General features: G+C 61.0%; 34 protein-coding genes, 1 tRNA gene and 1 pseudogene. 24 read left to right on the top strand and 12 right to left on the bottom strand.

The genetic code is table 11. The features are described 5' to 3' along the window. The first annotated feature begins 42 nt into the window (after positions 1-42). The 5 genes and pseudogenes from B5E41_RS05890 (at position 43) to B5E41_RS05870 (ending at position 3,402) form a co-directional block, all read left to right on the top strand. A complete protein-coding gene (locus B5E41_RS05890; protein WP_088391813.1) occupies positions 43-837 on the top strand; it encodes an AraC family transcriptional regulator in 795 nt (264 codons plus the stop codon). 178 nt (positions 838-1,015) lie between these two features. Continuing rightward, positions 1,016-1,906, top strand: a complete 891-nt coding sequence (locus B5E41_RS05885; RefSeq protein WP_088391811.1) for a DMT family transporter — start codon at positions 1,016-1,018, stop codon at positions 1,904-1,906. Positions 1,907-1,908: 2 nt separating this feature from the next. Then, positions 1,909-2,598: pseudogene (locus B5E41_RS05880) on the top strand (B3/B4 domain-containing protein); the annotation flags it as partial. Positions 2,599-2,685: 87 nt separating this feature from the next. Then, entirely contained in the window at positions 2,686-3,084 is a 399-nt protein-coding gene (locus B5E41_RS05875) for a DUF427 domain-containing protein (RefSeq protein WP_088392017.1), read from the top strand. 87 nt (positions 3,085-3,171) lie between these two features. Beyond that, positions 3,172-3,402, top strand: coding sequence for a DUF6894 family protein (locus B5E41_RS05870; protein ID WP_020921849.1), 231 nt, complete (start codon positions 3,172-3,174; stop codon positions 3,400-3,402). A 215-nt stretch (positions 3,403-3,617) separates the two neighbouring features. On the opposite strand, the gene B5E41_RS05865 is transcribed toward B5E41_RS05870, so the two are convergent. Next, complete coding sequence (locus B5E41_RS05865; RefSeq protein ID WP_011426184.1) at positions 3,618-3,863, bottom strand: DUF6894 family protein; 246 nt, start codon at positions 3,861-3,863, stop codon at positions 3,618-3,620. Between the two features lie 132 nt (positions 3,864-3,995). Here B5E41_RS05865 and B5E41_RS05860 point away from each other — a divergent pair, with 132 nt between their 5' ends. The 5 genes from B5E41_RS05860 to B5E41_RS05840 all read left to right on the top strand — a co-directional run bounded on the left by B5E41_RS05860 (position 3,996) and on the right by B5E41_RS05840 (position 7,095). Continuing rightward, complete coding sequence (locus tag B5E41_RS05860) at positions 3,996-4,715, top strand: Crp/Fnr family transcriptional regulator (protein ID WP_088391809.1); 720 nt, start codon at positions 3,996-3,998, stop codon at positions 4,713-4,715. Positions 4,716-4,793: 78 nt separating this feature from the next. Continuing rightward, positions 4,794-5,393, top strand: a complete 600-nt coding sequence (locus B5E41_RS05855) for a DUF922 domain-containing Zn-dependent protease (protein WP_088392015.1) — start codon at positions 4,794-4,796, stop codon at positions 5,391-5,393. 99 nt (positions 5,394-5,492) lie between these two features. Then, positions 5,493-5,915, top strand: a complete 423-nt coding sequence (locus tag B5E41_RS05850; RefSeq protein WP_088391807.1) for a secondary thiamine-phosphate synthase enzyme YjbQ — start codon at positions 5,493-5,495, stop codon at positions 5,913-5,915. 354 nt (positions 5,916-6,269) lie between these two features. Continuing rightward, positions 6,270-6,575, top strand: coding sequence for a hypothetical protein (locus tag B5E41_RS05845; protein WP_088391805.1), 306 nt, complete (start codon positions 6,270-6,272; stop codon positions 6,573-6,575). Positions 6,576-6,747: 172 nt separating this feature from the next. Then, entirely contained in the window at positions 6,748-7,095 is a 348-nt protein-coding gene (locus B5E41_RS05840) for a hypothetical protein (protein ID WP_088391803.1), read from the top strand. Between the two features lie 244 nt (positions 7,096-7,339). Here the strand turns inward: B5E41_RS05840 and B5E41_RS05835 are convergent, their stop codons facing one another. Together B5E41_RS05835 and B5E41_RS31615 are read right to left on the bottom strand one after the other, a co-directional pair. Next, positions 7,340-8,080, bottom strand: a complete 741-nt coding sequence (locus B5E41_RS05835; protein ID WP_011426178.1) for an SIMPL domain-containing protein — start codon at positions 8,078-8,080, stop codon at positions 7,340-7,342. 316 nt (positions 8,081-8,396) lie between these two features. Next, a complete protein-coding gene (locus tag B5E41_RS31615; protein ID WP_164517803.1) occupies positions 8,397-8,540 on the bottom strand; it encodes a hypothetical protein in 144 nt (47 codons plus the stop codon). A gap of 253 nt (positions 8,541-8,793) precedes the next feature. Here B5E41_RS31615 and B5E41_RS05825 point away from each other — a divergent pair, with 253 nt between their 5' ends. From B5E41_RS05825 to B5E41_RS05815, 3 genes are all read left to right on the top strand, one after another. After that, a complete protein-coding gene (locus B5E41_RS05825) occupies positions 8,794-8,988 on the top strand; it encodes a hypothetical protein (RefSeq protein ID WP_088391801.1) in 195 nt (64 codons plus the stop codon). Between the two features lie 139 nt (positions 8,989-9,127). After that, the gene (locus tag B5E41_RS05820) at positions 9,128-9,754 is read left to right on the top strand and encodes an outer membrane protein (protein WP_088391799.1); all 627 of its coding nucleotides are present in this window, start codon (positions 9,128-9,130) and stop codon (positions 9,752-9,754) included. Positions 9,755-10,043: 289 nt separating this feature from the next. Further along, a complete protein-coding gene (locus B5E41_RS05815; RefSeq protein ID WP_141098743.1) occupies positions 10,044-10,631 on the top strand; it encodes a hypothetical protein in 588 nt (195 codons plus the stop codon). A 166-nt stretch (positions 10,632-10,797) separates the two neighbouring features. Here the strand turns inward: B5E41_RS05815 and B5E41_RS05810 are convergent, their stop codons facing one another. Both B5E41_RS05810 and B5E41_RS05805 read right to left on the bottom strand, forming a co-directional pair. Next, entirely contained in the window at positions 10,798-11,739 is a 942-nt protein-coding gene (locus B5E41_RS05810; protein ID WP_064803930.1) for a toll/interleukin-1 receptor domain-containing protein, read from the bottom strand. Between the two features lie 170 nt (positions 11,740-11,909). Continuing rightward, a tRNA-Ile gene (locus B5E41_RS05805) sits at positions 11,910-11,985 on the bottom strand. A gap of 199 nt (positions 11,986-12,184) precedes the next feature. Between B5E41_RS05805 and B5E41_RS05800 the strand changes: the two genes are divergently transcribed. Further along, positions 12,185-12,553 carry a response regulator gene (locus tag B5E41_RS05800; RefSeq protein ID WP_088391795.1) on the top strand — a complete coding sequence of 123 codons (369 nt, stop codon included), beginning with the start codon at positions 12,185-12,187 and terminating at the stop codon, positions 12,551-12,553. A 132-nt stretch (positions 12,554-12,685) separates the two neighbouring features. Here the strand turns inward: B5E41_RS05800 and B5E41_RS05795 are convergent, their stop codons facing one another. The 3 genes from B5E41_RS05795 to B5E41_RS05785 all read right to left on the bottom strand — a co-directional run bounded on the left by B5E41_RS05795 (position 12,686) and on the right by B5E41_RS05785 (position 14,478). Next, a complete protein-coding gene (locus B5E41_RS05795) occupies positions 12,686-12,877 on the bottom strand; it encodes a hypothetical protein (RefSeq protein ID WP_088391793.1) in 192 nt (63 codons plus the stop codon). Beyond that, positions 12,874-13,539, bottom strand: coding sequence for an acyl-homoserine-lactone synthase (locus B5E41_RS05790; protein ID WP_088391791.1), 666 nt, complete (start codon positions 13,537-13,539; stop codon positions 12,874-12,876). Before B5E41_RS05790 ends, B5E41_RS05795 begins: the two co-directional genes overlap by 4 nt. A 213-nt stretch (positions 13,540-13,752) precedes the next feature. Beyond that, positions 13,753-14,478 (bottom strand): LuxR family transcriptional regulator, encoded by a 726-nt coding sequence (locus B5E41_RS05785; RefSeq protein WP_088392013.1) that lies wholly within the window; start codon positions 14,476-14,478, stop codon positions 13,753-13,755. Positions 14,479-14,600: 122 nt separating this feature from the next. On the opposite strand from B5E41_RS05785, the gene B5E41_RS05780 reads away from it, so the two are divergent. Further along, positions 14,601-14,795: a hypothetical protein gene (locus tag B5E41_RS05780; RefSeq protein WP_020921837.1), complete on the top strand. Its 195-nt coding sequence runs from the start codon at positions 14,601-14,603 to the stop codon at positions 14,793-14,795. 781 nt (positions 14,796-15,576) lie between these two features. On the opposite strand, the gene B5E41_RS05775 is transcribed toward B5E41_RS05780, so the two are convergent. After that, positions 15,577-15,816, bottom strand: coding sequence for a DUF2934 domain-containing protein (locus B5E41_RS05775; RefSeq protein WP_088391789.1), 240 nt, complete (start codon positions 15,814-15,816; stop codon positions 15,577-15,579). Between the two features lie 22 nt (positions 15,817-15,838). Next, entirely contained in the window at positions 15,839-16,045 is a 207-nt protein-coding gene (locus B5E41_RS05770) for a hypothetical protein (protein ID WP_088391787.1), read from the bottom strand. Positions 16,046-16,394: 349 nt separating this feature from the next. Here B5E41_RS05770 and B5E41_RS05765 point away from each other — a divergent pair, with 349 nt between their 5' ends. Together B5E41_RS05765 and B5E41_RS05760 are read left to right on the top strand one after the other, a co-directional pair. After that, a complete protein-coding gene (locus tag B5E41_RS05765) occupies positions 16,395-16,778 on the top strand; it encodes a BRA0787 family protein (RefSeq protein ID WP_088391785.1) in 384 nt (127 codons plus the stop codon). 315 nt (positions 16,779-17,093) lie between these two features. Continuing rightward, positions 17,094-17,504 carry a DUF4174 domain-containing protein gene (locus tag B5E41_RS05760; protein ID WP_041678707.1) on the top strand — a complete coding sequence of 137 codons (411 nt, stop codon included), beginning with the start codon at positions 17,094-17,096 and terminating at the stop codon, positions 17,502-17,504. Positions 17,505-17,532: 28 nt separating this feature from the next. Here B5E41_RS05760 and B5E41_RS05755 read toward each other — a convergent pair whose 3' ends face one another. Continuing rightward, complete coding sequence (locus tag B5E41_RS05755) at positions 17,533-18,243, bottom strand: GntR family transcriptional regulator (protein ID WP_064822436.1); 711 nt, start codon at positions 18,241-18,243, stop codon at positions 17,533-17,535. A 268-nt stretch (positions 18,244-18,511) separates the two neighbouring features. On the opposite strand from B5E41_RS05755, the gene B5E41_RS05750 reads away from it, so the two are divergent. From B5E41_RS05750 to B5E41_RS05720, 7 genes are all read left to right on the top strand, one after another. Then, positions 18,512-19,600: an ABC transporter ATP-binding protein gene (locus B5E41_RS05750; RefSeq protein WP_088391783.1), complete on the top strand. Its 1,089-nt coding sequence runs from the start codon at positions 18,512-18,514 to the stop codon at positions 19,598-19,600. Between the two features lie 45 nt (positions 19,601-19,645). Next, positions 19,646-20,944: an ABC transporter substrate-binding protein gene (locus tag B5E41_RS05745; protein ID WP_088391781.1), complete on the top strand. Its 1,299-nt coding sequence runs from the start codon at positions 19,646-19,648 to the stop codon at positions 20,942-20,944. A gap of 307 nt (positions 20,945-21,251) precedes the next feature. Next, complete coding sequence (locus tag B5E41_RS05740) at positions 21,252-22,157, top strand: ABC transporter permease (RefSeq protein WP_088391779.1); 906 nt, start codon at positions 21,252-21,254, stop codon at positions 22,155-22,157. Between the two features lies 1 nt (position 22,158). Beyond that, positions 22,159-22,980, top strand: coding sequence for an ABC transporter permease (locus B5E41_RS05735; RefSeq protein ID WP_085778834.1), 822 nt, complete (start codon positions 22,159-22,161; stop codon positions 22,978-22,980). A 1-nt stretch (position 22,981) separates the two neighbouring features. Continuing rightward, entirely contained in the window at positions 22,982-23,725 is a 744-nt protein-coding gene (locus B5E41_RS05730) for an aspartate/glutamate racemase family protein (protein WP_088391777.1), read from the top strand. Between the two features lie 4 nt (positions 23,726-23,729). Continuing rightward, entirely contained in the window at positions 23,730-24,341 is a 612-nt protein-coding gene (locus tag B5E41_RS05725; RefSeq protein ID WP_085860073.1) for a flavin reductase family protein, read from the top strand. An 88-nt stretch (positions 24,342-24,429) separates the two neighbouring features. Continuing rightward, entirely contained in the window at positions 24,430-24,924 is a 495-nt protein-coding gene (locus B5E41_RS05720; protein ID WP_088391775.1) for a heme-degrading domain-containing protein, read from the top strand. Between the two features lie 64 nt (positions 24,925-24,988). On the opposite strand, the gene B5E41_RS05715 is transcribed toward B5E41_RS05720, so the two are convergent. Continuing rightward, entirely contained in the window at positions 24,989-26,248 is a 1,260-nt protein-coding gene (locus B5E41_RS05715; protein ID WP_088391773.1) for an AGE family epimerase/isomerase, read from the bottom strand. Positions 26,249-26,287 lie beyond the last annotated feature (39 nt).

Here is a 26,287-nt window from a genome sequence, read left to right as displayed (position 1 = left end):
CGAGGCTGGCAGAGTTGCCGGCATCGGACCTGCGGATGTGAAATGCCGAAAAACCAGTTCAGGATGCTGCGCTCGGCGCTGACCGGCGTCGAAGCGGTGGAAGCCGAAACGCCTCACAGTTTCGCCAGGCACACGCATGTGCAGTTCGGCATCGGCCTCGTCTCATCGGGAGCACAGAAATCGCTCAGCGGGCGCGGCGTGGTGGAGGCCGAGGCCGGCGATATCATCACCGTCAATCCGAATGAGGTGCATGACGGCGCGCCGATCGGCGAGCGCCGGTCGTGGCGCATCCTCTATTTCGATCCCGAGATCGTCACCGGCCTTTCGCAAGAGATCGGCGCAGGGCGCTCGGAAATCCCGCATCCCGTCATTCGCGATGCGGCGATCGCCACCCGCTTCGAAACGCTGTTTCGCGCGGCGACCACAGGTGCTGCCGACGGGCTGCTTTGCGAGGAACTGCTTCTGCACCTCGTCGCCGATGTCATGCGGGAAGGCGACGGCAGCGAGGAGAGGCCGCCGGTGCCGTCATCCATCCGCGCGGCGCGGGATCTGATCGACGACGATCCGCTTGCTGACGTCTCGCTGGCCGATCTTTCCCGGGAAAGCGGCCTCAGCCGTTTCCAGCTGCTGCGCGGCTTCGCCAAGGCGACGGGACTGACGCCGCATGCCTATCTCGTCCAGGCCCGCATCCATCTCGCCCGGCGGCTGATCGCTGAGGGCATGCCGCTTGCGGAAGCCGCCTTTGCCAGCGGCTTTGCCGACCAGAGCCACATGACGCGCGTCTTCGTGCGCAAATACGGCCTGTCGCCGCGGCTTTATGCCGGCGCTTTTCTCTGAGCGGTGGAAGGCTGATTCGTGGTGCCGCAGGCTGCGACCTCTCTCCAGCCTCATCCTGAGCCCCGTAAGCGGCCTCGAAGGACGGGGCTGGCCAGCTTTGGTCATACGCTCTGCAATTTCGTTCAAGACCCCGACCTGTCGCTGCTGTTTCTTCGGCGCATCCAATCGGAGGCGCGGAATGTCGAGACAGGTTCAAGGCTATTTCTATCTGGTGCTGGCCATGCTGACGGTCGGCAGCACTGTCATTGCGAGCAAGATCATCGCGTCAGGACTGCCGCCCTTCACGGCCACCGCCTTGCGCTTCGCCCTCGCTCTTCCCGTCTTTTTCCTGCTGATGCGGGCAAGCGGCGCCCGGGTGCCGAAGCTCTCCAGCCACGACCGTCTCATCCTCGTCATTCAGGCCGGCGCCGGCAGTGTCGGCTATACGACGCTGCTGATATCGGGCCTCAGCCTGACTTCGGCCGCCGATGCGGGCGTCATCATCGGCACGCTGCCGGTGGTCGCGGCGGCGGTTTCGATCCTGCTGCTGCGCGAACGGCCGGGGCGCGCCCTGCTTCTGGCGGTGGCGCTGGCGAGCGCCGGCGTGTTTTCGATCGCCTTCACGCCGGGGGCGACTGGCGGGTCGCTTGCCGGCAATCTGCTGATTTTCCTCGCGGTCATCTGCGAGGGCTTGTTCATTCTCTTGAACAAGCGGCTGACGGCCGACATTGCCCCGCTTGCCCAGTCGACGCTGATGACCGGCATCGGTTTCGTCTTCTCGATCGTTCCGGCCATTTTCGAGGCGCCCGTTCATGGGTTTGCCGAAAGCGCTGCCGCTGCCGTCGTCTATTACGCCCTGGTGCCGACCGTCGGCGGCTTTTTGCTCTGGTATGCGGGGGCAGAGAGGGTGAGCGGCACCGAAGCCGCGCTCTTCACCGCGCTTGCGCCGGTTTCGGCCGTCATGCTCGCCTTCGTCCTCCTCGGCGAGCCGATCGGCTTCAACCACATCGCCGGCATCGCCTGCGTGCTGGCGGCGGTGTCCGGGCTTGCCTTTGCCGGAAGCCACAGGAAATTCATCGAAGGGAAATGATCATGCAGTTCAGCCATTCCGACGCGATATGGCAGGCTTTTCCGGAGCTTGCCGCCGGCGCGTTTTATGCCGATGGCATTGACGCGTCGGCAGACGTGGAAGAGGCGATCGCAAGTTTCAGCGCGATCGCCGTGGCCCGCCTCGCGAAAGCCCAGGAAAGCGAGTTTCCGGAGATCCAGGCCTGGCGGCGCGGCTTTTCCCGCATGGGCTTGAAGCCGACGCAATATCGCTCGGCCTCCGAGGCGCTGCTGCGCCGCTTCCGCCAGGAGCACGCGCTGCCGCGCCTTCATCCGCTCGTCGATCTCTGCAATGCGATTTCACTCGCCTTTGCCATTCCTGTCGCCGTCTTCGACACGGAAAAAATTGCCGGCGATCTCCAGGTGCGGCATGCAACGGGGCATGAGACCTATCTCACCTTCAGCGGTCAAAGCGAACATCCTGAGCCGGGCGAGGTGATCTTCGCGGATGATGAGGGTAGGGCTCATGCCCGCCGTTGGACGAACCGGCAGAGCGGGCTCTCGGCGGTGCGCGAGACGACGCGCTCGGTGCTGGTCGTCGCCGAGGCGCTGCATGCCGGGGCCGGCGAGGATACCGCCAGCTTGGTTGCGACGCTCGCGGATGCATTCGCGCGTCACTGGTCGGTGACAGCGGCGACCGCCGCCCTCAGTCAGGCATCGCCGCGTTTCGCATTCCAGGTGAGGGAAGGAAACGCTCGCGGCTTGGGCCGGCGGCATGAGCGCCCTATCTCAGGGGCATCCTCATCTTCTGGAGACGAACCCATGTTGGACAAGTCGATCAAGATTCCGGGGCCGGACCATCCGATCACCGTCGAGCACAATCCCTGCCGCGTCGTCGTCACCGTCGCCGGCAGGACGATCGCCGATAGCCGCAACGCGCTGACGCTGCGCGAGGCTTCCTATCCACCGGTCCAGTATATCCCTCGCAGGGATGTCGACATGTCGTTGCTTCAGCGCACCGATCACGGCACGCATTGCCCTTACAAGGGCGATGCCTCTTATTACAGTATTGCTTTGGGCGGCAAACGCTCCGAGAACGCGGCCTGGACCTACGAAGCCCCGCATGCCGCCGTCAGCAACATCAAAGACCATCTCGCCTTCTATCCCGACCGTGTCGACGCAATCGAGGAATTGGCTTCGCCCGAGGCCGGCGCTTTCTGAGGATCGCCGGATGGCGGGCGCAGAAAATCGTTCGGCCGGAACCTGTCGCCTTCAGCATCGTTAGGGGTATCATCGAAGGAGCATGCCGTGCCGAAATTCCACTTCCAGCTCTTCGATCGCGATGGTGTCGGCACCGAGACCGGATACGAATTCGAATCCGTCGAGGCTGCGAAGGCAGAGGCGCGAAGGGTCCTCGCGGAAATGGCAGCCGAAGGCCTGCCCACTGCGCCTTTGAACATGCTTTCGGTCGAACTTTTCGACGAAAGCCGCAAACCGCTTGCGGAAATTCGGCTGATTCTGGAAGAGATCGCGAAATAGAAGCGATCGGACCTCACCGGAGAAATGCCTGTCGACGCTTTCGGGCCACTCGCGGAACTATGTCAAATTTAATTGCCGCCCGCCGGGGTGGGTCTTAATGCATGTCGCTCCCGGAAGTGTGCGGATGACGACATGCATGAAAGCAAGGAGCTAGAGCGCATCCATCGACCAGTTGGATTGATGCGTATATGGGACCCGCCGGCATCCAGAGGCCGTCATCGAATGACGTCGACCCATTCATTGCTGAAGACGAGACTGGCGACTGTGACAGGATCGCCGCGCTCGTCGCGGACGGTAACGGCAATCGTCATGCGGTCACCTGCCGGCAATTCGTCTCGCGCCACGTCCAGCAGGATGCGGGTCACCTCTTTGGGGATGTCTTCACGAGATTTGAGCTCGGTGCCGTGCTCGTCGCGGGTCGGACCTTCCCCGTTGTGTAGATCGAAATAGTAGCGAGCCATGTTCTTTCCTGCGCGTCAGAGAGGAAATAACCAATGAAGACAATTGTTCCCGAGGCTAGGCCTTGATTCCTATAGAAAATACAGGTTGCACCGAGACGGCCCCGAGCCCTTGCGATAGCGGGAGACAGGACCGTGATTGAACCCTTGTTGCTGAACCTTGGAAGCCGTGATGTGCTGTCGAACGAGGAGGAAAACCTTCTTCGGTCGATCCTCGTCAAGGACAGGCAATTCGCCGTCGGAGAAGATCTCGTTTCCCAAGGCAGCCGGCCGCCCTTCAGCACGCTGCTGCTCGACGGGTTCGCGGCGCGCTACAAGGTGATGGCGGACGGCAGCCGGCAGATCACCGCACTTCATGTTGCCGGCGACTTTGTCGACCTCCATGCTTTTCCCGTCAAGATAATGGATCATGGCATCGTTGCGCTCTCACCTTGCCACGTCGCTTTAGCCGATCATGCCGACTTGAGGGCGATCACCGAGCGCATGCCGCATTTGACGCGGCTGCTTTGGCTCGACACGCTGGTCGACGGCGCCATTCACCGGGAATGGATCGTCGCCATGGGGCGGCGCTCCAAACGCGCCCAGATCGCCCATCTCGTCTGCGAACTCTTCATGCGGCTGAAGGTCGTCAGGCGCACTCGGGGCGAAAGCTTTCAGTTTCCGCTGACGCAGATCGAGATGGCGGACGTGCTCGGTATATCGGTGGTCCACCTCAACAAGACGCTGCAGGCTCTCAGGCGCGAGGGCGTCTTCACCTGGGAGAACCGAACGATCACCATCGTCGATTGGGAACGCCTGCAGGAGATCGCCGAATTCGACCCCGCCTATCTCAGCATCTCCAGAGAGCCGCGCTGATATCTGCCGCATCGCATGCGCGTTGAAAGGGAGGAACGGCGCCGTTAGGGTGGCGGGAATCACTTGACGGGGCGGAGCGTGACGAAGACTTTTCTACCCTACCTATTGGCAGCAGTTTTCGCCGCACGACCTGCCGCGGCGCAGACCGAATGGCAGGCGATCGAGGAAGTGCGGCCCTATTCGATTTCAGGCAAGACCGGTGCCGAACTTTATCAATCGATCGGGGCACAGGGCCCCAAGGCCGGCGTGACGGGCCGGGTTGTCGCGCATACGACGTTCAAGCTGACCTGGACCCGCAAATACGAGCCGCAGGGCAACGCCTGCGTTATCACGACCAACAAGCCGAAGCTCATCATCACTTATACGCTGCCCAAGCCCTCGGCCGCGCTGCCGTCAGCCGTCAAGAGCAGCTGGGATGGTTTCATTTCAGGCGTTGCCGCGCATGAGCGGGTGCATGGCGAAACCATCAAGGACATGGTCAAGGAAATCGAGGCGATGAGCGTCGGCTTCACGGTTGCCGACGACCCCGATTGCCAGAAAATCAGGGTTGAGCTGACCCGGCGCCTCGGCGAGATTTCCGCACGGCAGCGCCAGCGCGGCCGCGACTTCGACAAGGTCGAAATGGGCGACGGCGGCAATATCCAGCAGCTCATCCTCAAGCTGGTGAACGGGCCCTGACCGGGTGGCGGGCATCAATCTGCCCGTGCGACGGCCATTGACTTGGCCGTCATGGCGCGCCAACTCGCGGGAGAAGTCATTGCGAGACGGAGAGCGCCCGTGCCCCAGACAATCCTCACCCTGTCCACACGCGGCCAGGGACTTTACGAATTCACCGATCAGGCGGAGGCGTTCGTCAGCGCCTCGGGACGGGAGGAGGGGCTTCTCACCGTCTTCGTGCGCCACACATCCTGTTCGCTGCTGATCCAGGAAAATGCCGATCCAGACGTGCGCAGCGACCTTCTTTCCTTCTTCCGCCGCCTCGTGCCGCCGGCCTCCGATCCATCGATGGGCTGGGTCGTGCATAGGGCCGAGGGGCCGGACGACATGCCGGCGCATATCAAGGCGGCGCTGACGCAGGTGTCGATCGGCGTTCCCGTTTCCAGAGGGCGCCTGACGCTGGGCACCTGGCAGGGCCTCTACCTCTTCGAACATCGCGACCGGCCGCACCGGCGTGAAATCGTGCTGCATCTCGGGGCCTGAGAGCGCCGCGCGTCTTTGCCTCGCTGAGGCCATGGCACACCATCAAACACCATCCGCACGGCACACCCGATCAGCGCCTCAGCCACACGGCACCCCGTATCAGCCCTCATCCTGGAGGCGCGCAGGCCGAAGGCCGGAGCCTCGAAGGACGGGGCGGGCGATGAGCGGTCTCCGTCGGACGAGAGGTCCAGACGATCATGCCAATCCCGATCGAAAGAAGAGCCGTCGAAAACCGCTCATCTTCTTGTGAATGCAAACTGAATGGCCGGTTCGAACAGCATTCAGATTGCCGCGTTTAGTCTCGAGGCAATCCCCAACGGGAGAGCTTAAAAGACCAATCGACGGAGACACTCCATGACGCATTTCCTCACCAAGGCTTGCCTTGCCGCAGTGCTCGCCCTCTCATCCGTTCCGGCCACTGTTTCCACGGCGGCAGCCGCAGGGCCGCAGACGAACTTCATCGTCGAGGCGCAATATCATCGTCCGATCCGCGGCTGCTCGCCGATGCACGCCGTGCGCAAGGCGCGCGATTTCGGCCTGCGCAGAGCCCACATTACCCGCATGTCGCCGCGTGTCGTCGTCGTCGCCGGGCGCGACCGTCGCGGCTGGGACAGGATGGTCTTCGCCAATGTCCGAGGTTGCCCGCTGATCCGGCGCTGAACACCGGAACGGCAAGCGCCGACATGCGCTTGCCGCCCCTTTTGCCTTGACGGCGACACTTTCAGCCGTCTCTTCTCTGATTTGTATAAGTGATTCCACTGACGCTTCGGCGTGATGCGGAGAGTGGGGAGGGCGGCTCGACCGCACCGACTATAGAACGAAAGGTTTTTCGATGATGCAGTTTCTGGCAAAGGCGGGTCTTGCCGCCATGCTTGCCGCCGGTACTCTTGCCGGCACCGTGGTCCCGGCGGCCGCCCAATTCAGTATCATTATCGGCGATCAGGATCGTGATCCGCCGCGCGATTATCGCCGTCCGCCTCCGCCGCCGGGCTTCGAGCGGCGCCGCCCGCGCGGTTGCGATCCGCGGCTGGCGGAAGATCTCGCCCGCGATTGGGGTTTCCGCCGTCCGCGCGTCGTCGACATCACCCCGCGCCGCGTCATCGTCCAGGGCTGGACCCGCCGCGGCCCCGACGAAATGAGCTTCGCCAACGTCCGCGGCTGCCCCGCTTTGCGCCGCTGATTTTTGCAGAACACCGGCCTCGTCTCCCCGGTGCGGCCACCAGAACCGCCTTTGCCAGTCTCCCCGATCGGCAAGGGCGGTTTTCTTTTTTGTGGGATTCCTTTGCGCGCAGTTTGCGGCATCTAAGCCCCGCCCCTTGTGGGGAGGGGTCTTCGGCAGCACCGGCGCGAACCGCGCAAGCATCAACCTGCCGCGGATCTGCGGCCTATCGCGCGCCCGCAAAAAGACGCGCTGCCGCTTCCATTTACTGCTCGATGGCGAAGGTCACGGTGACGCTGACAGTGTAATTGTTCTCGCCGCCCTGGACGGGGACGGCAGCTGCGTCGGCTTCCTTCATCATCGTGGCGCGATAAGCGGGCTGCGGCAGCGGGCGCGGCACATTCTCGTTGATCTCGAGGATGCGGCCGAGCTTGACGCCTGCGGCTTCGCTCAGCGTTTTCGCCTTCTTGACGGCCTCGGCGACGGCGTTCTTGCGCGCCTCTTCGAACGCCGCTTCCGGCTTGTCGTTGGTGAACTGGATGTCGCCGCCCTGGTTGATGCCGAGGGTGACGGACTGGTCGATCACCTGGCCGAGCTTGGAAAGGTCGCGCAGGCGCACGGTGACGGAGTTGATCGTCTGGTAGCCGATCAGCTGCGGCTGCTGCTGCTGGCCGTCGACCGGCTGCGGATAATTATACTGAGGCTGGATGGAGAAGCCTGATGTCTGCAGATCGCGCTCGGCGATACCGCCGTCCTTCAGCGCCTTCAGCACATCGTTCATCGCCTTGTTGTTCTCGTCGAGCGCTTCACGGGCGGTCTTCGCCTGCTTGACGACGGCGAGATTGACGATGGCCATATCGGGCGCCACGGCCGATTCGCCATCGCCCGTTACCGAAATCACCGCCTCACGCGGCTTTGCTTCCTGCGCCAAGGCGGGTGCGGCACTGCCGAGCGGCAGGGCCAAAAGAGCAGTCATCACAAGTGTCTTGGACAGAATCGGCGCCATGTTTCGTTCCCTAGTTGTCGTTTCCCGGATCAGCTTTCTGTCGGTTGATTGTGAAGCTATTGCGGCGGAAGGGAAGGGGCGGATGCGGATCGGGAGAAAAATGTGAGGGTGCGGGAGGAGAGGGTGCTGCGCCGGCCCCAGTAGGCCCGCGGCAGACGGAGGCCACAGTAAAGCGTCGTCCTTATCCGACACTCGGCTATGTCGAGTTCGGCAGGATCGGCGGGCGGGCCGAAGGCCGGCCGATCGATCGAATCTGGTTCCGAAAAGAATTGTCCGCCGCCGCTCGAAGGAGCCGCCGGCGGCGGCTTGCCGCGCGTCAGGCGCCGAAATCATCCATGAAGGAGGGATGAATCGCGGGCTTGCGCTCTTCGCGGGCTTCGCGAATGCGCTGGGGAACCGCACCGAGACCGGCGACGAAACGGGTGAGGAGATTGCGGTTGAAAAGTTTCTGTATGCTCATGGCAGTTCACTCATTCTTTTTTTTGTTAGCCGGCGGCATATATTTTGCGCAGGCTGCCATAACAATGGGCAATTTTGCATGACAGTTATGTGACAGCGCATGGGCTTGAAAACATGGGCGAAGAGGCGATCACTTTAGCGTTACAAGAGGCCGGCAAGAGCAGCCAATGCCATGAATCAACGCCGCTTCCCGCCGCGGCGTGGTAGATTGCCGGCTTGGGGCAAAGCCATGCCCCTCCGAAGGAGAGCCTCAGATGAACCGATTTTTCGCCTTTATCGCGACCGGAACGCTGATCACCCTTTCGACGATCATTTCGGCCTGTACGTCGACCGAAAGCGTCGATCAGACGTCGTCGATCAGCGGCGGTTACTATCAGGAGAGTCGTCCCCTGAACCCTGCCTGCGCCGATGGGTTTAGACCTGGCGATGGGCGGTCTTGCAGTTATTAGAAGGTGCGATACTTGCCATGACCGCTTCGTCGGATATGTTCTCTACCGTATGGTTCTGCGAGTGTGTCTTTGGCGTTACAGCTATTTGTTGAGTTAGGCTGTAGCCTGCAGTTGTGTTGTAAGACATGGGGTCACGAACATGAAGCTCACGATCGCCACCACTTTTCTAGCACTTGTCGCAACGAGCGCATTTGCAGCGGATGCCGTGCAGGACGTGCCGGCCGCACCTGTTGCGGCTGCGCCAGCTTTCACCTGGTCAGGCCCGTATCTCGGCATCGATGGCGGCGCCAGTTGGCTAAACGGTGACTTCAGCGCCGGCGGCGCCAGCGATTCTCAGGATTTTAACGGCGGCGTTTTCGGTGCATTTGCGGGTTACAATTTCCAGTTCGACAACAATATCGTTGTCGGTATCGAGGGCAACCTCGAATACAACTGGAACGAAGAGGAAGCGCTGGGGGCGGATGTCGGCACCGATTGGGCTGGCGCTGTTCGTGGTCGTGTCGGCTATGCCTTTGACAGAGCGCTGCTTTATGGCGCGGCTGGTTGGACCGCCACGCGTGGATACGTGGACCTGCCGGGGCTAGACAAGGAAACGGAGACCTTCAACGGCTACACCGTCGGCGCCGGCGTCGACTTTGCGATCACCAACAATATCTTCGCCCGCGGCGAGTATCGGTATAATGACTTCGGTGAGAAGGACATTCTCGGTGTTGATGTCGACCTCAACCAGCACGAACTCAAGTTCGGGATCGGCGTGAAGTTCTAAGAAGTGTTCAGTTGGATCAGCGATAAGAAGCCCCGCCATGAGGGGCTTTTGCATTCCATGGCAATGTCAGCAAAATCCTCTGATTGCTCAGTAGCATCGGCCCCCGATCTCATAGCCTGATGGCAGGAGCTGGTTGAAAAGCGCTCGGTCAGACGCCACCAACGATCTAGCGCTGGTGTTTGAACCATCATTCCGCGGAAGATCAACTCATCCAATTTTCTTCCCCGCAGCGGCGCAATAAAGGTGGCGAAGGATGCTATGACCGCTTTCAGAAGACCGGGGGGATCGCGTGCGCAAGATAAAGGTGAAGCTGCACCACAAGCAAGAAATCTTCGTGCACAATAATCTCGCCAACACGGCCTTCTATTTTCGTCAGCGGATCGCGGAGCGGCTTGCGAAGGATGACCGCGAAGGCGTCGGCTTAGAGATGACCGCATGCCTCATCATAATCGCCTTCGCGATGGAGGCCCATGTGAATTTCTTCGGATGGAAGCTTGCCCCGACGAAGTGGGACGAACGGGATCAGATCAAAGCCAAGATTAAGATCGTCGCCAAGCATGTGGGCTTGAAGGTGGATTTCGGGAAACGCCCCCACAAGACAGTGAAAGACCTCAAGGCGCTACGGGATCAGCTCGCTCACGGCAAACCTGAGATCATTACGCGCAAGGAAGACGAGCTGATCACCACACACGAGGAACTGGAAGCCCTTCCTTTCCAGCAGGCATCATGGGAGAAGTATGTCACAAAGGACTTCCTCGACCAAGCTTTCGACGACATGAATGCCATCTGGAACGATATGTTGGCGGCATCCGGTCTAGAAGTCTTTGATGCCGTCACAAAGGGAAATCGGTCCATTCAGTATATCGGGGAGGCTTGAGCCGAGTATCTAACCCCAACCCGGCCTCACATCCGTCCTGCGGCATTGCGCGCAAGCGACAGGATAGACAGGTTCGTCCTTCCGCTTCGCCTCTTTCTTCTCCTCAGTGGTCAAAACATCGATTTCAAATCGATGCCCGCAGTTGAGGCATTGGAAGCGCTTGACCTCAGTCATATTCAATTCCTGCCTGTTTGGTGAACTCGAGCCAGAGAGCGTCTGCTACCTGCTTCGCATCGTATCGCTTCTTGTCGTTGCTGATGAATTCGTTCAATGACAGGAACATGTTGTACTCGTCAGCATCAACTTGAACGGAGCCATTCGACGTGTTGGATTCGCCATGAGATTGCCATGAGTAATTGATGTCGCCGAAGTGATGGCGGCTGCCCTTGCTGTTGTGGACAGTGATGTGTGCGTCTCGGCCGCCCTTGTAGCCGCGATTGACTACAGTGCATGTGAATGAATTATCGCCCATGTTTTCAAAACGGGCGCGGAGGTCCTCGGCCTGATCTAGTTCCTCACACGACGTCTTGAAATACTCTCGAATGACGCGGAACGCCTCGTCCGCGAAATCTCGCCGCTGGATGGTGTCGAATTCTTGTTTGATCTTCAAGCGGCGACCGCCCACTTCCGGTGTAGCGCGCTCGCCAAGAGGATTCGAAGTCTTTTTGTACGTGGATGTCGCGACGGCTCGAAGCCCTTGGATGACGTTCAGATACGCGACATTTTCGTTCGTCCACTCCGGTATCGGCTTGCCATCCGTTGGCAGCGCCATGCGCGTACTGAAGGGCGAAGATAGCCAGTCGCAGGGTTCAACGATCACGGGCACAATGTGCAGCTTTCCAGCCGCTTCGAGCTTCTGCGCCTCTTCGAATTCTCTCTCATAGCAATAGTTAGAGGCTAGATAGTCGGGGCTGACGAGTGCTATGAAGACTTGGCTTGACCGGAGGGCCGTGAAGACCTCGTTGTCGAGTTTCGACCCGGCGAGGATGGCGTGATCCGTCCACGTCTCGAAGACTTCGTCTCTGAGAAGCTGGGCCATATGCTTGTGAAGCCTTTCGAGATGCTTCGAGTCGGCGTGCGAGTAGGAAATGAAGGCGGTGATAGCCAAGGTTGACCTCGCGGATATAGTTCGTCAGCGGAAGGTCTAGTGTAGCGATCTGCGCGTTCGCCACCAAGTAGTCTGAAATCGATCCCACACGTTTATTTGCTAGGCGGAGGCCGCCGTGAATCGTCCAGCTTAATTCAAACGCTGCCGGGTAGTTGGCGAGATAGATGAATTGGTGGGCCCGGAGGGACTCGAACCCCCAACCAAGCGGTTATGAGCCGCCGGCTCTAACCATTGAGCTACAGGCCCTTGGCGCCGGTGACGGCACCTGGATGCTAGGGCAATGGTTCCCGCAGCATCGGTTCGCTCTAGCCCAAATTGCAGGGAGCCACAAGCGGGCAGGACAACATCTGTGGATGATGCGTATTTCGTGGGCAAAAGGACTGGAACCTTCGCATGGCGGAAAGACTTATTCGAATCAGATTCCGCATGAAAAGGGCGATTGCAGATGGTGGCTTCGAACAGTGCCGTGGTGCTCATCGTGGAGGATGAGCCGCTGATCCGGTTCAATATCCTCGATGTGCTGGAGGATGTCGGCCATGTGGCGCTGGAGGCGGCGAATGCGGATGAGGCGCTGGTCGTGCTGAAGGGTCGGCAGGACGTCGATATCCTGTTCACAGACGTCAATATGGCCGGGTCGATGGATGGGATCCAGCTTGCCAAGCGGGTGAGGGCGATGCGGCCGAATATCGGCATCATCATCACCTCAGGCATGGTGCGGCTCGATCCCTTGGCGCTGCCTGCCAATGCCGCCTTCTTGCCCAAACCTTATCTGCACGACACGCTGATTGCGACGATCGATTCACTGATGGCTTGATGTGTCCCTGATGCGTTGGCGACCCGAGGTGAGCGGGGCGCGCAGCCGCAAAACGGGGACAGGTTTTGCGGCCGCGCGCGAGGCGCTGCGAGGCGTGCCCCTCTTCAGGCGCGGCGGAGGGGGCCCGCGCCCTCAGCCGAAGCTGCTCTTCAGCGCCTCATTCTCATGCTGAGCCTTCTTTTCGTAGATCGTGAACAGCGCCATCGAGAGCAGATAGGAGAGGAAGGGATCCCCTATCTGCGTGGCGATGTCGCGGGATGCGAGGACATGGCGCTCCAGGGCGGTGATGTCTTTCGGTGTTGCGGTTTCAACGAGGCGTTTCATGCTGCCATCTCCAGGAATTGGGTCACGACCGAGCGGGCCGGAACATGTCTGACATAAAGGGGTTGGGTCAGGCCGAGGGCGGCGCGCATCTTGCGCAGCACGCGGTCAGACACTTCGAAGGCGCCGCAGCACACGGGATACTTGCCGTAGCCGTCCGCGCGGCCGAGTTCTTCCACTTCGGCGCCTGCGCGTTTGTAGACGCGCTTGAGATAGGGTTCGTAGTTGGAAATCATCGTATGGATGCCGTGATCGAGCGCGCATTCGCACAGCGCAAGCAGCATCATCGAGAACGCGCGGCCGGCATCGATATTGGGGAAATCCCTGGCGATCGCCTCCTCGTCGATGCACATGCGCGTGCCTTCCCAGATGCCCGGGGCGACGAGATCGGCGGCAGCCGGAAAGGTCTCCCGGAAGACGTCGTAGAGAAGCGTCGGACCGGTCGTCGGCATGAGGCGCATGCCGCCATAAAGGCGCGTGCGGCTGTCGTTGCACCAGACGAGGTAGGCCGGAGAAAGCGAATCGTAGCCGTCGCGTTCGTAGGGGCCGATGACGGGAACGTCCCAGCCGAGCTGGTCGGCGAAAACCTTCTTGCGCAGGCGGAACATCTGCTCGAGTACGGCGGCGTGTTTCTGATACTCATGTGCCTGAATGATAACGAACATTTTGCCCTCCAGCGTTTGCAGTTCGTGGAGAGCAGAATGGTTCAGGCAGGCCGGATCGGAAATTCCCTCAGATGGGCCCCCTCAGATGGGGGGATTAGCCCAAAAGTATGAGGATTGGGTCGCGACAGGCGAAGACGAGGCGCAGCCGGGAAGATCGCGCTCCTTCGGCTTTTGAATCGACACGTCGTATTTTCGGAAAATCGATTCCGATTCTCAGGGATTGATGATGCGCAACTGCACGGCGCGCGAGGCGGCGGCCGAAATCGTGGCGCAGCCGAGCTTGAAGCGGGCGGTTTTCAGGTAATCGCGCGTCGTGTGCTCCGATATGCCCAATATCACCGAGATATCCTTGTAATCCTTGCCGAGCGCGGTCCAGTGCAGGCACTCGATCTCGCGCGGCGACAATGTCGGCACCGGATCATTCTCGCCATGCAGCTCGTAGACGGCCTTGCGGTGGATCAGATGGGCGATCTCGATCCATTCGTTGCGGCAGCGGCGCACAAGCTCGGCCCATTCCTCGACCGGTATGCGGGCGTTCAGCGACAAGAGCGCGCGGCGCTGCGCCTTGTCGGCGACGGGAATGGAATAGCCGTTGCCGCCGATGCCGTGCTTCTGGGCGTCGACCAGCATGGCATAGGCTTCCGGCGTCGGCTCGACTTCGCTCCAGTCGAAGGGCAGCTGGCGCTCGAAACCCTGCTTGACGATCGGATCGACCTTCACATAGCTGTTCAAGAGGTAGCGGGAGACCCAGGCATCCGGATAGGTGGTGCGCACGAAGGGCGAATCGATCTTGCTCGCGATCGTCTGGGCGAGATGGTAGGTCACGAAATCGAGGCCATATTCCGCCTGGAGAATACGAATGGCGGCATCCACATTGGTTGCAGCCTTGATCTGTTCGAAAGCGGGTTCGAACTTGTCGCTGTAGGTATTCTCGATCATTTCCATTGTCCCAGTTCCCTCAATCCTACCGCGAGGACCGTCATAAATACAAGGCATCCCCACATATGCGGGGAATGACAATCCGGCCGCCGCCTGCTAGCGCCTTCATGAGGAGACCTCATATGGACAGCAAGAGACCGTTCGAGATTGCCGAATGCCGACAGGCCGCCAAAGGCCTGAAATCCAGCTGGCAGGACATGGCAGGTTCCGAAGCGTTGATCCGCGCCCTTGTTGCCGAACGCAACGGCGACACCCCGCTGGCGCTGTTCTGGACCGAGGTCCACCGGGCGCTTTGCCAGGAAAACAACGCCTTCTGACATGGTCCGCCCCGGCGGGCAGTGTGAGGTTTTCCCCGACCTGAGAGGCTCCGGCCGGGCATCAATCAGCGCCGCGGCCGGATGGAATCACGCTTCGCGCTTGCGCAGTTTTTCATCCCTGTTCCGTTTCCGATTTTGCGAGGGGAGTGTCGAGCGGCAATGTCGGGGGCGGGTGAAAGAAAAACCCGTACTCCATGGATTTGTGCCAATATGCTTGACGAAGTGTTTCAAGCGGAAACAGCGTTGTTCGGGGAAAGGGTTGGACTGTGCCATTATCGACGCTCCCCTTCGGCGCGCCGCTCCGTTCTGCGGTGAGGCAAACCGCGCCTCTTTCCGCCATCGTCAGACAAGCCACACATTCTCTCCGCCCTCATCCACCGGCGCCTCTTCCGCAAGGGTGCCGCTGATCACCGCCCCCGTCCTTCGAGGCTCCGGCCTTTGGCCTACGCACCTCAGGATGAGGGTTGGTCGGTGTGCCGTGTGGCTGGTGGGCCATCCTGTGCCGTGGCGGGCTGATCGATGTGTCGGATGGTTGCCAAGCGGCTGCGGCGGGTCGCGGCTAGGTGTTGGCACACCGCAGAAGCGGTTACCTTATGTGCCATGTCCCACAGAGTGGGGTTCTGGCGTGCCACTCCGCGTTCCGGTGCCACAACCCGCACCCTCTCTCCGCCCTCATCCTGAGGCGCCCCGCGGGGGCCTTGAAGGACGAGGCCGGCCACCGGCATCCGGGATGCAGTGCAATTGGGCGGCGCCGTGCAGAATCTCGCGGTTGGCCGTCGGATCAGCCGGCCTTGGCAGGCGGGGTGAGCCAGCCGTCGCGCGGCAGTTCTGGCCGTGGCGGCTTCGGGCGGAACTTTACCAGCACCTCGCGTCCATCGACGGAGGCCTGCGTGCGTTCCAGCGCGTCCCGCTCGGCGACTGCCTGGCGCCAATGTTCGCCATCCCGGCCGTCAGGGCGGCCCTGTTCTTCCCAGATCGCATAGGCCCGTTTGCTGATCCACTCATGGCGTCTGTCGCTCATCTATCGATTCCCGTGAAAGGCGTTATTCGGCAATTCTGTCCGGCAGAACAGGCGCGCGGCGCTTGGCTGCCATCAGCAAATCGAGTTCGATTGAGGAAGGCCCGAAACGGGTAAACAGGCTCTCGGCCTGGTCGCTGCGCAGGCCATATTTGGAGGCGAATTCGTCAAGGCTGTATGGACGGCCGCGCAGGACTTTGGTCCGCCGCTCCGGTTCACGGATCTGCGTCATTGGTGGTAACCCCATCTGCTTTTACGAAGTGCGCGAACAAAACAGATTACAGCGGCAAAAGTTCCGTGATTTCTCGGGGTTTTTTCCGCTCCCGCAGCATTGTCACGCGGCTGGCATGAATTTTCAAGAACCCGGCTCGCTGAGAAAATTTCGCCTAAAACATGCAGGAATTTCATGCGTTTAGGAAAACGGGTGCCGCCTCGGCCGAGAAATGGGCTTTATTCACGAAAGGTTACTCTATAGAATCAATCGTGTTATTCGGTCCGCAGGGGCAAAAAACGCTGCGTTCCCCGCGTTCATGCCGACCGATCCAGGAGGATTTGGCTTAATCCATCAAGAGGAGACAGACATGATGAATGCCCTGCCGCCACTTCATAACGGCCACGCGCCGTTTACCCTCCAGCAGCTGTTTCGCGAAGCCCTTTACGCTTTCGAGGAATGGGACAGTGAGTTGACCGAACCGATCGTGACCCATGAAGGAAGGGTCATCCCGATCAGCTTCGTTTTCGAAGCCATGCGTGAATGCACCGACATCGTGCCGATGAATATCGTCGGCGCCGTCACCGAGCGGCTGACCAAGCCGTGGGAGGGCGAAGGTCCCCTCGACCAGATGACCTTCTCGACGGCGGCACGCGTCATGCGCGTGCTGGTGCGCAAACGCCTGCTTGCCAACGGCACAGCGGACCTCGTCGCCGTCTCGGCGCATGCGGCCGAGGACCAGAACCGCGACTGACGGGGAGGGGATCGCGGCCAAAGCATGTCGCGCAAAAGTGTGCTGCGGTTTTGCGATAACGACGTGCGGCAAACAAAGACCTAAAGCGCAAGAAGCGATTCTGAAAGATCGCGATGCGCTTTAGGAGTTGCGATCCTTTTCCGCTTCGTCGGAACCTCCCCCATTGCCAGCCGTTTACTGCATGTTCCCAGTTCGTACCGGATTGGGAATTATTCAGTTATTCAGCGCGTTACAGCGTTCTCGCGCAGCTTGAAATGCGCGGCCGCTGCAATGGCGCAGTTACAGCCCGTGAGATAACGGGCGAGGAATAGCACCATGCTGAGATCCATCGTTCATGAAATCATCGGCACACCGCGACGTGAGCCGGAACTTCCACAATCGCTCGAGCGGTTTCGAGACAGCAAACGGGTGCTGATCATCTTCGCCGATGCGCAGGACGACCGCCCAGCAATCCAGGACGAATGGCTCCGGAATGCACAGATGCGCCTCATCGAGGAAGACGTCGAAGTCTTCATCATCGCCGGCGGCGGCGCTTTCTCGCTGTTCGACGATGGCTGGGAGCTTGATGCAGACGATATTCGCGAGCGGCTGCAGGGGCCGCCTTACAGCGAGTTCGGACTTATCCTGATCGGGCGTGACGGCACGGTGAAGCTGCGCTCCAGCGAGCCGCGCACGGCGGAAGAAATTTTCGCCGCGCTGGACAAGCTGCCGAAGAAGGCGTCGTGATAGCTGCGAGAGACGTGCGCTCACCCGTTCAGAGTTCGAAGGCTTCCTTGAGGCCGAGGCTCTTGCGTTCGCGCAGGTCGAGGTCGGCCTCGATATGGGCGATGTGATGCAGCATCAGCTGACAGGCGCGGTCGAGTTCGTTGCCTTCGATCGCAGAGATGATGTCGCCATGTTCGGAATGGCCGCAGCTGGAAGCGGTCGACTGGCCGTAGAGCGCGATGACAAGCGATGAGCGGGCGACAAGCTCCTCCATGAAGCGCTGCATGATCGCATTGCCTGAAAGTTCCGCCAGCATCAGATGGAAATCGCCGGATGCCTTGATCTCCGCGCGCCGGGCCGTCTGGCCGCGCTCGCTCATCAGGCGGCCCTCTTCCTGCAAAAGCTCTCGCAGATTCCTGATATCGTCAGCGGTGATCCGCGCCGCCGCCTCGCGTAATATGCCGGGCTCGACGAGGCGCCGGGCAGAAAAGATCTGGCGGGCCTCATCAGGGGAGGGATAGGCAACGAAGGCGCCGCGGTTCTTCTCGACGCTGACCAGGCCCTCATAGGAAAGCGCCTGCAGCGCTGCGCGGGCAAGTGTGCGGCTGACATTGAAAAGATTGCCGACATCGCTTTCGGAAAGCTTGGTGCCGGGGGAAAGCCTGCGCTCGACGATCGCCTCTCGAATGGCGTCGCGGATCTGGTGCGCGCCGGTTTCGGCGACTTCTTCGGCCTGCATGGCCTTAGCGGCGGATTTCATGAAGACTATTCCCTGATGGCGGGCAAACCATACCCGGCTTCGCGGCAAAAGTTAAACGGAATTTGTCATCGAAACAGCGGTTAAATTGTATACGATTTTCTGCGCAAATTGCAGACGATAGCCTAAATGATGTGCAGACGATGCGGTGCTCATAAAATGCGCCTGCACGGTTTCGAGTGTTAAAGTCCTTTCCTGGTAAGAGCTTAACCGAAGTTGGAGGCGATTGGCACGGCAGATGCATCATCTTTCTCGAACAGGGGAAGGCATGATGTCGAAAGCGGCAGAGATCGATATAGTATCCGTTTCGAAGGTCTACGGAGCGACGACGGCGGTGCATGGGATCAGCCTGAAGATTCCGGCCGGTTCCTATTGCTGCTTCCTCGGCCCGTCGGGCTGCGGCAAGACCTCGACGCTGCGCATGATCGCCGGCCATGAGAGCATTTCTTCCGGTGATATCAGGCTCGGCAAAGCAGTCGTCACCGATCTTCCGCCCGCCCGGCGCGGCACGGCGATGATGTTCCAGTCCTATGCGCTGTTTCCGCATCTCGACCTGGTCGATAATGTCGCCTTCAGCCTCAAGATGAAGGGCGTCGACAAGGCGGAGCGGCGGGCCAAGGCGCTCGAGATGCTGAAGCTGATGCAGATGGAGCCCTATGCCAACAGGCGTCCGGCTCAGCTTTCCGGCGGCCAGCAGCAGCGTGTGGCGCTGGCCCGCGCCTTGATCACCGATCCGGAGGCGCTGCTGCTCGACGAGCCGCTGTCGGCGCTTGATCCGTTCCTGAAGATCCGTATGCGCGCAGAGCTCAAGAAGCTGCAGAAATCGCTCGGCATCACCTTCGTCCATGTCACCCACAGCCAGGAAGAGGCGATGGCGCTCGCCGACGTCATCGTCATCATGAATGACGGCCGCATCGAGCAGGCGGCGGCACCCCGCGAGGTTTTCGAGAAGCCGGCAACTGCCTTCGTCGCGCGCTTCATGGGCGACCATAACGTCTTGTCCGGGCGGGTGAGCTCGAGCGCGGACGGCATGCTCGTCATGACCGTGCCGGAGGGGCAAAGCTTTTCCGTGCGGGGCGAGGGCAGGGAAGTCGGCGAGCCGGTCGATATCGGCATCCGCACCGATCGCGTACGCCTGCAGGTGGCGACCGAGTGGACGCTCGGCTTCAACGGCATCGTCACCAACGTCGAATATCGCGGCTCCTCGGTGAAGATCACCGTTCTCGGCGCCGGCAGCGACGACTTCACCGTCATATCAGACGACAACGACTATTTCGCCCGTCCGGTCGCCGTCGGCGACGCGGTCTCGCTCAGCTGGGAACGTGAGGATGCGGTGCTGCTCGGCCGCGTCTCTGCATGAACAATCAAAAACATCGACTTCCACATCAAGAAAAGGGGAACTGACATGACGACTGAAACGACATCGACCAAGGCGGAAAAGGGTCTTTCCCGCCGCACGCTCTTGAAGACGGGTGCCGCCGCCGTCGGCGCCATCGCCGGCTCCGGAGCGATCACCGGCTTTCCCACAATTTGGGCGCAGACGAACATCACGCTTCGCCAGTTCGGCACCGGCGTTTCGAACATCAACGCCATCGCCGAGAAGTGCAAGGCCGACCTCGGCATCACGCTTGAGATGACGGCGACCGATTCCGACGCCGCCGCTCAGCGTGCCGTCACCCAGCCCGACAGCTACGACATCGCCGACATCGAATACTGGATCGCCAAGAAGGTGTTTCCGACAGGCGTGCTGCAGCCGATGGACGTCAAGAAGCTGAAATATTACGACAAGATCGTGCCGCTCTTCATCAACGGCAAGATGAAGCCGGACAGCGTCATCGCTCAGGGCACCGCACCGCACACGGTCGGCTTCGTCGAGGCGCAGGGCGCCAAGAAATTCGCCAAGGAGCCGACGCAGTGGATGACGATGGTTCCCACCATCTACAATGCCGATACGCTCGGCATCCGTCCCGATCTCGTCGGCCGCGACATTACGAGCTGGGCCGACATTATGGATCCGAAGTTCAAGGGCAAGACCTCGATCCTCAACATTCCGTCGATCGGCATCATGGATGCGGCGATGATCATGGAAGCCTTGGGCAACATCAAATATGCCGACAAGGGCAACATGACCAAGGAAGAGATCGACAAGACGATCGAATTCCTCATCAAGGCCAAGGGCGACGGCCAGTTCCGCGCCTTCTGGAAGTCGTTCGACGAGTCGGTCAACCTGATGGCGTCGGGCGAGGTCGTCATCCAGTCGATGTGGTCGCCGGCCGTCGCCGCCGTCCGCTCCAAGGGCATCGCCTGCAAATACCAGCCGCTCAAGGAAGGCTACCGCGCCTGGGGCGGCGGACTCGGCCTCGCCTCGCACCTCAAGGGCGCACAGCTCGATGCGGCTTACGAATATATCAACTGGTATACGTCGGGCTGGGTCGGCGGCTACCTCAACCGCCAGGGCTATTATTCCGCCTGCATGGAGACCGCCAAGAACTTCATGACGGCAGATGAATGGGGCTACTGGATCGAGGGCAAGCCGGCGCAGGGTGACATCCTCTCTCCCGAAGGCAAGGTCATGGAAAAGGCCGGTGCGGTGCGCGACGGCGGCGCCTTCGAAGCCCGCATGGGCGCGGTCGCCTGCTGGAACTCGGTCATGGACGAGGACCGCTACATGGTCCGTCGCTGGAACGAGTTCATCGCGGCGTAAGGCCTACCGGGAGGGCGGAGAGCCGCTGTCTTTCGCTATCGCTCAAGACGTCGCTTCGCTCCGCCCCCTCATCTGCCCTTCGGGCATCTTCTCCCCGCTGGGGAGAAGCGGGAGTTTGCAGCTGCGTTGCGAAGCAAACCAAGGTTCGCGGTGGCCGAGACGTTGCTGCGATTCCTCTTCTCCCCAGCGGGGGTCCGGAGGACGGGTCGAGACCAGCGGCTCGACCCAGGTAAAGGTGCCGGCAGGCGGATGAGGGGGCTGCACGCGCCTGCGTTCAACCTGACGTAATCAGAACGGAGAACGGGATATGGCAACGATCGCAGTAGACACGGAAGAGGGTGCCCGCCGCAGCCGCGCGTTGCGCCTCTCCCCCTCGGCCATCTCCTACCTCCAGGCGACGCCGCTGATCGTCATTCTCGGCTTCTTCTTCCTGCTGCCGATCGCGATGATCGCTGTCGTCAGCTTCTGGGATTACGACTTCGCCGGCCTCTATCCCGATTTCCTCACCATGAACTACACCGACACGCTCGGTTCATGGGTGACGTGGAAGACCTATCTCAACACGCTGAAGTTCACCGCCATCGTCTGGGCGCTGACGCTCGTCATCGGCTTCTGGATCGCCTATTTCCTGGCCTTCCATATCCGCAAGACCTCGACGCAGATGATCCTCTTCCTCGTCTGCACCGTTCCGTTCATGACCTCGAACATCATCCGCATGATCTCCTGGATCCCGGTGCTCGGACGCAACGGCCTGGTCAATTCGGCGCTGATCAAGATGGGCATCATTCCGCAGCCGATAGAATGGCTACTCTATTCCGATTTCGCCGTCGTGCTCGCCATGGTGCATCTCTATACCTTGTTCATGGTGACGCCGATCTTCAACACGCTGATGCGCATCGACCGGTCGCTGTTCGAGGCGGCGCGCGATGCCGGCGCATCGGGCTGGCAGGTGCTGTGGAACGTGGTCATTCCGCTTGCCAAGCCCGGCATGGCAATCGGAACGATCTTCGTAGTGACGCTCGTGATGGCGGACTTTTCGACGGTGCAGGTCATGTCCGGCGGCCAGAGCGCTTCGGTGGCGCTGATGATGAAGAACCAGATGTCGCTGCTGCAATATCCGGCGGCCGCCGCCAATGCGGTGGTGCTGCTTGTGGTGGTGCTCATGATGGTCGCCGCCATCCTGCGTGTCGTCGATATCCGCAAGGAGCTTTGAGATGAACCACGAAAAACGCGGCCTGGAATTCTATCTGCTGGCGATCTTCTTCATCGTCTTCGTGCTGTTCCTCTACGGCCCGCTCTCGGCGATCCTGATCCTCTCTTTCCAGGGACCGGACGGCGGCCTGACCTTCCCGATGAACGGCGTTTCCACGCACTGGTTCTTCAACCTGTTCGAAAAGCAGGCGGTCGGCGATTTCGGCGCCTCGTTCCGTCGCTCCTTCACCCTCGGGCTGATGGTGATGGTGGTGACCGTCGTCGTGTCGCTGCTGGCCGGCCTTGCCTTCCGCCGCCGTTTCCGCGGTTCGACGGTGCTGTTCTACGCCACGGTCGCCAGCCTCGTCGTACCCTCGATCATCATCTCGCTCGGCATTGGCGTCGTCTTTCAGGAGGGCGGTCTCAAGCCCGCATGGTATTCCTCGGCCTTCGGCGCACATCTGACCTGGACGCTGCCCTTCGGCGTATTGATCATGTTTGCGGTCTTCAACCGTTTCTCGCCGGCTTATGAGGAGGCGGCCCGCGACCTCGGCGCCACCTCCTGGCAGACGTTCCGGCACGTCGTGCTGCCGATGATCGCACCGAGCCTGATCGGCGTCGGGCTGTTCGGCTTCACGCTGTCCTATGACGAATTCGCGCGCACATTGATGACATCGGGCAGCTACAATACGCTGCCGCTCGAAATCTACGGTATGACGACCAATGTCACGACGCCGGTGCTCTATGCGCTCGGCACGGTGACGACGCTGTTTTCCTTCACGATCATTCTCATTGCGCTCGGCATCATGACCATGCTGGGGCGGCGGCAGGCAAAGATAGACTGATATGCGCATCCTCATCGTCAATCCGAACACCACGGCCTCCATGACCGAGAAGGCTGCGGTCGCTGCGCGTGCGGTGGCGGCATCCGGCACCGACATCATCGCCGCGACATCCAGCATGGGGCCGGTCTCCATCGAGGGACATTACGACGGGGCGCTGGCGATTCCCGGCTTGCTCTTGGAACTTAAGGAGCGGCAGGCGGCGGGCTACGACGCGGCTGTCATTGCCTGTTTCGACGATACCGGGCTCGACGCAGCGCGGAGCTTCGCCGATGTGCCAATCCTCGGGCTTTGTGAATCCGCCGTCGTCACGGCCGGTTTCCTGGCGCAGCGCTTTACCGTGGTGACGACGCTGGAGCGGTCGCGGGTGCTGATCGACAATCTGGTGCGCCGCTACGGTATGGGCGAGCGCGCCAAGGTGCGCGCCTCCGACATCCCGGTACTGGAGTTGGAAAACGCGGCTTCGGGCGCGATCGGCAAGCTGAGGGCCGAGATCGAGCGGGCGCTTGCCGAAGACGGGGCCGAGGCGATCGTGCTCGGCTGCGCCGGCATGACCGATCTGGCCAGGGAATTGCAGGAGATTTACGGCGTGCCTGTCGTCGACGGAGTGGCCGCCGCCGTCAAGCAGGCCGAGGCGCTGGTGTCGCTCGGGCTTTCCACCAGCAAGCGCGGCTCCTACGCCTCGCCGCTGCCGAAACCGTTCATTGGCGCGATGAGCGGTTTCTCGCCGATCCCGAAAATCGGCTGAACCCATGGCCGTCTCGTTCGATTTCAAAGAGCTTTCGGAGCGCGAGCGTTACAAGCTGATGATCGGCACGATCATCCCGCGGCCGATCGCGCTGGTGACGACGGTCGACGAGCAAGGCCGGATCAACGCGGCGCCGTTCAGCTTCTTCAACTGCCTGTCGGCCGATCCGCCGATCCTGGCGATCGGCGTCGAGAACAATGCCGACATGTCGTTCAAGGACACCGGCCACAATATTCGCATGACCGAGGTCTTCACGGTCAACATCGTCTCCTTTGCGATCGCCGAGGCCATGCATGTCTGCGGCGCGAAATATCCGCGGGGCGTCGATGAGCTGAAGCAGGCGGGGCTGACGGCGATACCGGGCGCGAAGGTGGCGTCGCCCTTTATCGCCGAGGCGCCGGCTGCCTTCGAATGCCGGCGGCATGTGACGCTGGAGCTCGGCCGCTCGCGGCAGATTATCCTCGGCGAGATCGTCTATGCGCATTACCGCGACGGTGTTGTCGATCCGGAACGGCTGCATGTCGATCCGGCCGCGGTCGATGCCATTGCGAGACTGGGCGGCGATACCTGCACCACCATCCGCGATCGTTTCGAGATGCTGACGCCGAAGCTCTGACATCAGGGTAGGTCCAAGTTTTGCTTTACTTTTTCTCTCCTGATGAGAATGGTCTGCAGCGGATCATCGCAGGAGAGGAGCGCCTATCATGACAATCGACAACGATCTCAGTCGGATCGCCGAGCAGGAAAAGGCGCTGAGCTTCGACGCCTTCGATCTCACCACTGCCTGGCAGCTCGGCAAGCTTCTGCAGGAACTCGCCAGCGAGCGCGGCCTCGGCATTGCGATCGACGTAACCCTGCATTCGATGCCGGTCTTTTACGCCGCACTCCCGGGTGTGACACCCGACAACATCAATTGGGTTCGCCGCAAGCGCAATATGGTGCTGCGCTATTTCCGCAGCAGCTATGCCTCTGGCCTGAAGCTCAGCAAGGACGGCAAGACCGTCGAGGACAACGGCCTTGATGGCGCCGATTATGCGCCGCATGGCGGCAGTTTTCCGATCAACGTCAAGGGCACCGGCTGCATCGGCGCCGTCACCGTCTCCGGCCTGCCGCAGCGCGACGACCACAATCTTGTGGTCGAGGCCCTGGCGTTGATGCTGGCGAAGGACCTCGATACATTGCGGCTCTCTCCGCTGTGACGCGGCCGCATCTGCCGGAACAATCCGAGCGCCGGACTGCCGGCGCTCGCTGCTGAGACAGCCGTCAGAGCCTGCCTCCGGCCTCGGCGATGCCCTTCGTCAGGCTGCCGGTTGCCGGGAAGAGCGGGATGAGGCAGGCCTGCAGGGCGTGATAAATATCGCCCTTGCCGGGGAAGAGCGAATGCGAGGGAACGAGATCCTCCGTCAGTTCCTCGTGCCAGCCGCCGTTCTTATGGTCGATGAAGGCGCGTTCGATGACGTTCCAGATCTTTCGGTAGCATTCCTCGTGGTAGTCGCTCGGCAGGTGCTCGTTGAGGAAATGCGCGGCAGCCGCCCCCTCGCAGGCCGGCCACCAGAGCTTGTTGCGCTTGGCGGGTTTGTCGTTCCAATCGAGCGTATAGAAGAAGCCGCCCTTGTCGCTGTCCCAGCCGAGCGCCATGGATTGCTCGAAGAGCGCCTTGGCCGCATCCGGCATCCATTCGATGCGTTTGCCGCCGAGCACCCAGAGCTGCAGGATTAGGCGCGCCCATTCCAGCCAGTGGCCGGGCGTCGTACCGGCCGGGCGGAACATTTCGTTCGGATGATAGTATTGCTTATCGAGGTTCCATTCGGCGTCGAAATGTTCGGCGACGCGCCAGTCGACCGAACCGGCCGCACGGCGGATGACGAGATCGGCGATGCTTTCGGCCTTGGTGAGGTAATCCCTGTCGCCGGTGGCTTCGAAGGCGGCCATCAGTGCCTCGGTCAGGTGCATGTTGGAGTTCTGGCCGCGATAGGCGCCGCCGTCGAGCGGCTGCCAGTCGGCGGTGAATTCCTCGGTGATCGCGCCGTGGCGCGGTTCCCAGAACTTCTTGTTCAGGATCTCGGTGATATCGGCCAGCATGCCGTCGGCCAGCGGATGACCGATCGTCTTTGCCGAGGAGGCGGCGAGCAGGACGAAAGCGTGGCCATAGCCCTGCTTGTTGGAATCGACCGGACCGTTATTGTCGAGTGACCAGAAATAGCCGCCATTCTCTAGGTCGCGATGGTGGTACCAGAGATAGTCCATGCCGTGGGCGACGACGTCGGAGGCGCCGGGACGGCCGAGCAGGGCGCCGATCGAGAAGCAATGGACCGCGCGCGCCGCAATATGGATGCTGCGGATCTGCCCCTCGGCGTCGAGCGGCTTGCCGGTGTCGTCGAGGTCGTAGAAGCCGCCCTTGGGATTGACTGAATTGTGCTGGAAGAAATCGAAGAGACCGTTTGCCTGGTCAAGCAGCCAGGCGCGGTGATAGGCGCGGCTCGTCCAGTTTCCAAGCGCGGCGTTGCCGGTTGCGGGTGCCATGATACTTCTCCGATTTGGTGGGCAATGCGTATCAATTGC

This window comes from Rhizobium esperanzae (assembly GCF_002204185.1).
Taxonomy (GTDB): Bacteria; Pseudomonadota; Alphaproteobacteria; order Rhizobiales; family Rhizobiaceae; genus Rhizobium; species Rhizobium esperanzae.
This window is presented reverse-complemented; position numbering and strand designations above follow the sequence as displayed.

Bases quoted from the DNA above. Each gene is read 5' to 3' on its own strand.
- B5E41_RS05890 (WP_088391813.1), top strand. From the start codon at position 43: ATGCCGAAAAACCAGTTCAGGATGCTGCGCTCGGCGCTGACCGGCGTC.
- B5E41_RS05885 (WP_088391811.1), top strand. From the start codon at position 1,016: ATGTCGAGACAGGTTCAAGGCTATTTCTATCTGGTGCTGGCCATGCTG.
- B5E41_RS05875 (WP_088392017.1), top strand. From the start codon at position 2,686: ATGTTGGACAAGTCGATCAAGATTCCGGGGCCGGACCATCCGATCACC.
- B5E41_RS05865 (WP_011426184.1), bottom strand. From the start codon at position 3,863: ATGGCTCGCTACTATTTCGATCTACACAACGGGGAAGGTCCGACCCGC.
- B5E41_RS05845 (WP_088391805.1), top strand. From the start codon at position 6,270: ATGACGCATTTCCTCACCAAGGCTTGCCTTGCCGCAGTGCTCGCCCTC.
- B5E41_RS05840 (WP_088391803.1), top strand. From the start codon at position 6,748: ATGATGCAGTTTCTGGCAAAGGCGGGTCTTGCCGCCATGCTTGCCGCC.
- B5E41_RS05835 (WP_011426178.1), bottom strand. From the start codon at position 8,080: ATGGCGCCGATTCTGTCCAAGACACTTGTGATGACTGCTCTTTTGGCC.
- B5E41_RS31615 (WP_164517803.1), bottom strand. From the start codon at position 8,540: ATGAGCATACAGAAACTTTTCAACCGCAATCTCCTCACCCGTTTCGTC.
- B5E41_RS05825 (WP_088391801.1), top strand. From the start codon at position 8,794: ATGAACCGATTTTTCGCCTTTATCGCGACCGGAACGCTGATCACCCTT.
- B5E41_RS05820 (WP_088391799.1), top strand. From the start codon at position 9,128: ATGAAGCTCACGATCGCCACCACTTTTCTAGCACTTGTCGCAACGAGC.
- B5E41_RS05800 (WP_088391795.1), top strand. From the start codon at position 12,185: ATGGTGGCTTCGAACAGTGCCGTGGTGCTCATCGTGGAGGATGAGCCG.
- B5E41_RS05795 (WP_088391793.1), bottom strand. From the start codon at position 12,877: ATGAAACGCCTCGTTGAAACCGCAACACCGAAAGACATCACCGCCCTG.
- B5E41_RS05790 (WP_088391791.1), bottom strand. From the start codon at position 13,539: ATGTTCGTTATCATTCAGGCACATGAGTATCAGAAACACGCCGCCGTA.
- B5E41_RS05785 (WP_088392013.1), bottom strand. From the start codon at position 14,478: ATGATCGAGAATACCTACAGCGACAAGTTCGAACCCGCTTTCGAACAG.
- B5E41_RS05780 (WP_020921837.1), top strand. From the start codon at position 14,601: ATGGACAGCAAGAGACCGTTCGAGATTGCCGAATGCCGACAGGCCGCC.
- B5E41_RS05775 (WP_088391789.1), bottom strand. From the start codon at position 15,816: ATGAGCGACAGACGCCATGAGTGGATCAGCAAACGGGCCTATGCGATC.
- B5E41_RS05770 (WP_088391787.1), bottom strand. From the start codon at position 16,045: ATGACGCAGATCCGTGAACCGGAGCGGCGGACCAAAGTCCTGCGCGGC.
- B5E41_RS05765 (WP_088391785.1), top strand. From the start codon at position 16,395: ATGATGAATGCCCTGCCGCCACTTCATAACGGCCACGCGCCGTTTACC.
- B5E41_RS05760 (WP_041678707.1), top strand. From the start codon at position 17,094: ATGCTGAGATCCATCGTTCATGAAATCATCGGCACACCGCGACGTGAG.
- B5E41_RS05755 (WP_064822436.1), bottom strand. From the start codon at position 18,243: ATGAAATCCGCCGCTAAGGCCATGCAGGCCGAAGAAGTCGCCGAAACC.
- B5E41_RS05750 (WP_088391783.1), top strand. From the start codon at position 18,512: ATGTCGAAAGCGGCAGAGATCGATATAGTATCCGTTTCGAAGGTCTAC.
- B5E41_RS05745 (WP_088391781.1), top strand. From the start codon at position 19,646: ATGACGACTGAAACGACATCGACCAAGGCGGAAAAGGGTCTTTCCCGC.
- B5E41_RS05740 (WP_088391779.1), top strand. From the start codon at position 21,252: ATGGCAACGATCGCAGTAGACACGGAAGAGGGTGCCCGCCGCAGCCGC.
- B5E41_RS05735 (WP_085778834.1), top strand. From the start codon at position 22,159: ATGAACCACGAAAAACGCGGCCTGGAATTCTATCTGCTGGCGATCTTC.
- B5E41_RS05730 (WP_088391777.1), top strand. From the start codon at position 22,982: ATGCGCATCCTCATCGTCAATCCGAACACCACGGCCTCCATGACCGAG.
- B5E41_RS05725 (WP_085860073.1), top strand. From the start codon at position 23,730: ATGGCCGTCTCGTTCGATTTCAAAGAGCTTTCGGAGCGCGAGCGTTAC.
- B5E41_RS05720 (WP_088391775.1), top strand. From the start codon at position 24,430: ATGACAATCGACAACGATCTCAGTCGGATCGCCGAGCAGGAAAAGGCG.
- B5E41_RS05715 (WP_088391773.1), bottom strand. From the start codon at position 26,248: ATGGCACCCGCAACCGGCAACGCCGCGCTTGGAAACTGGACGAGCCGC.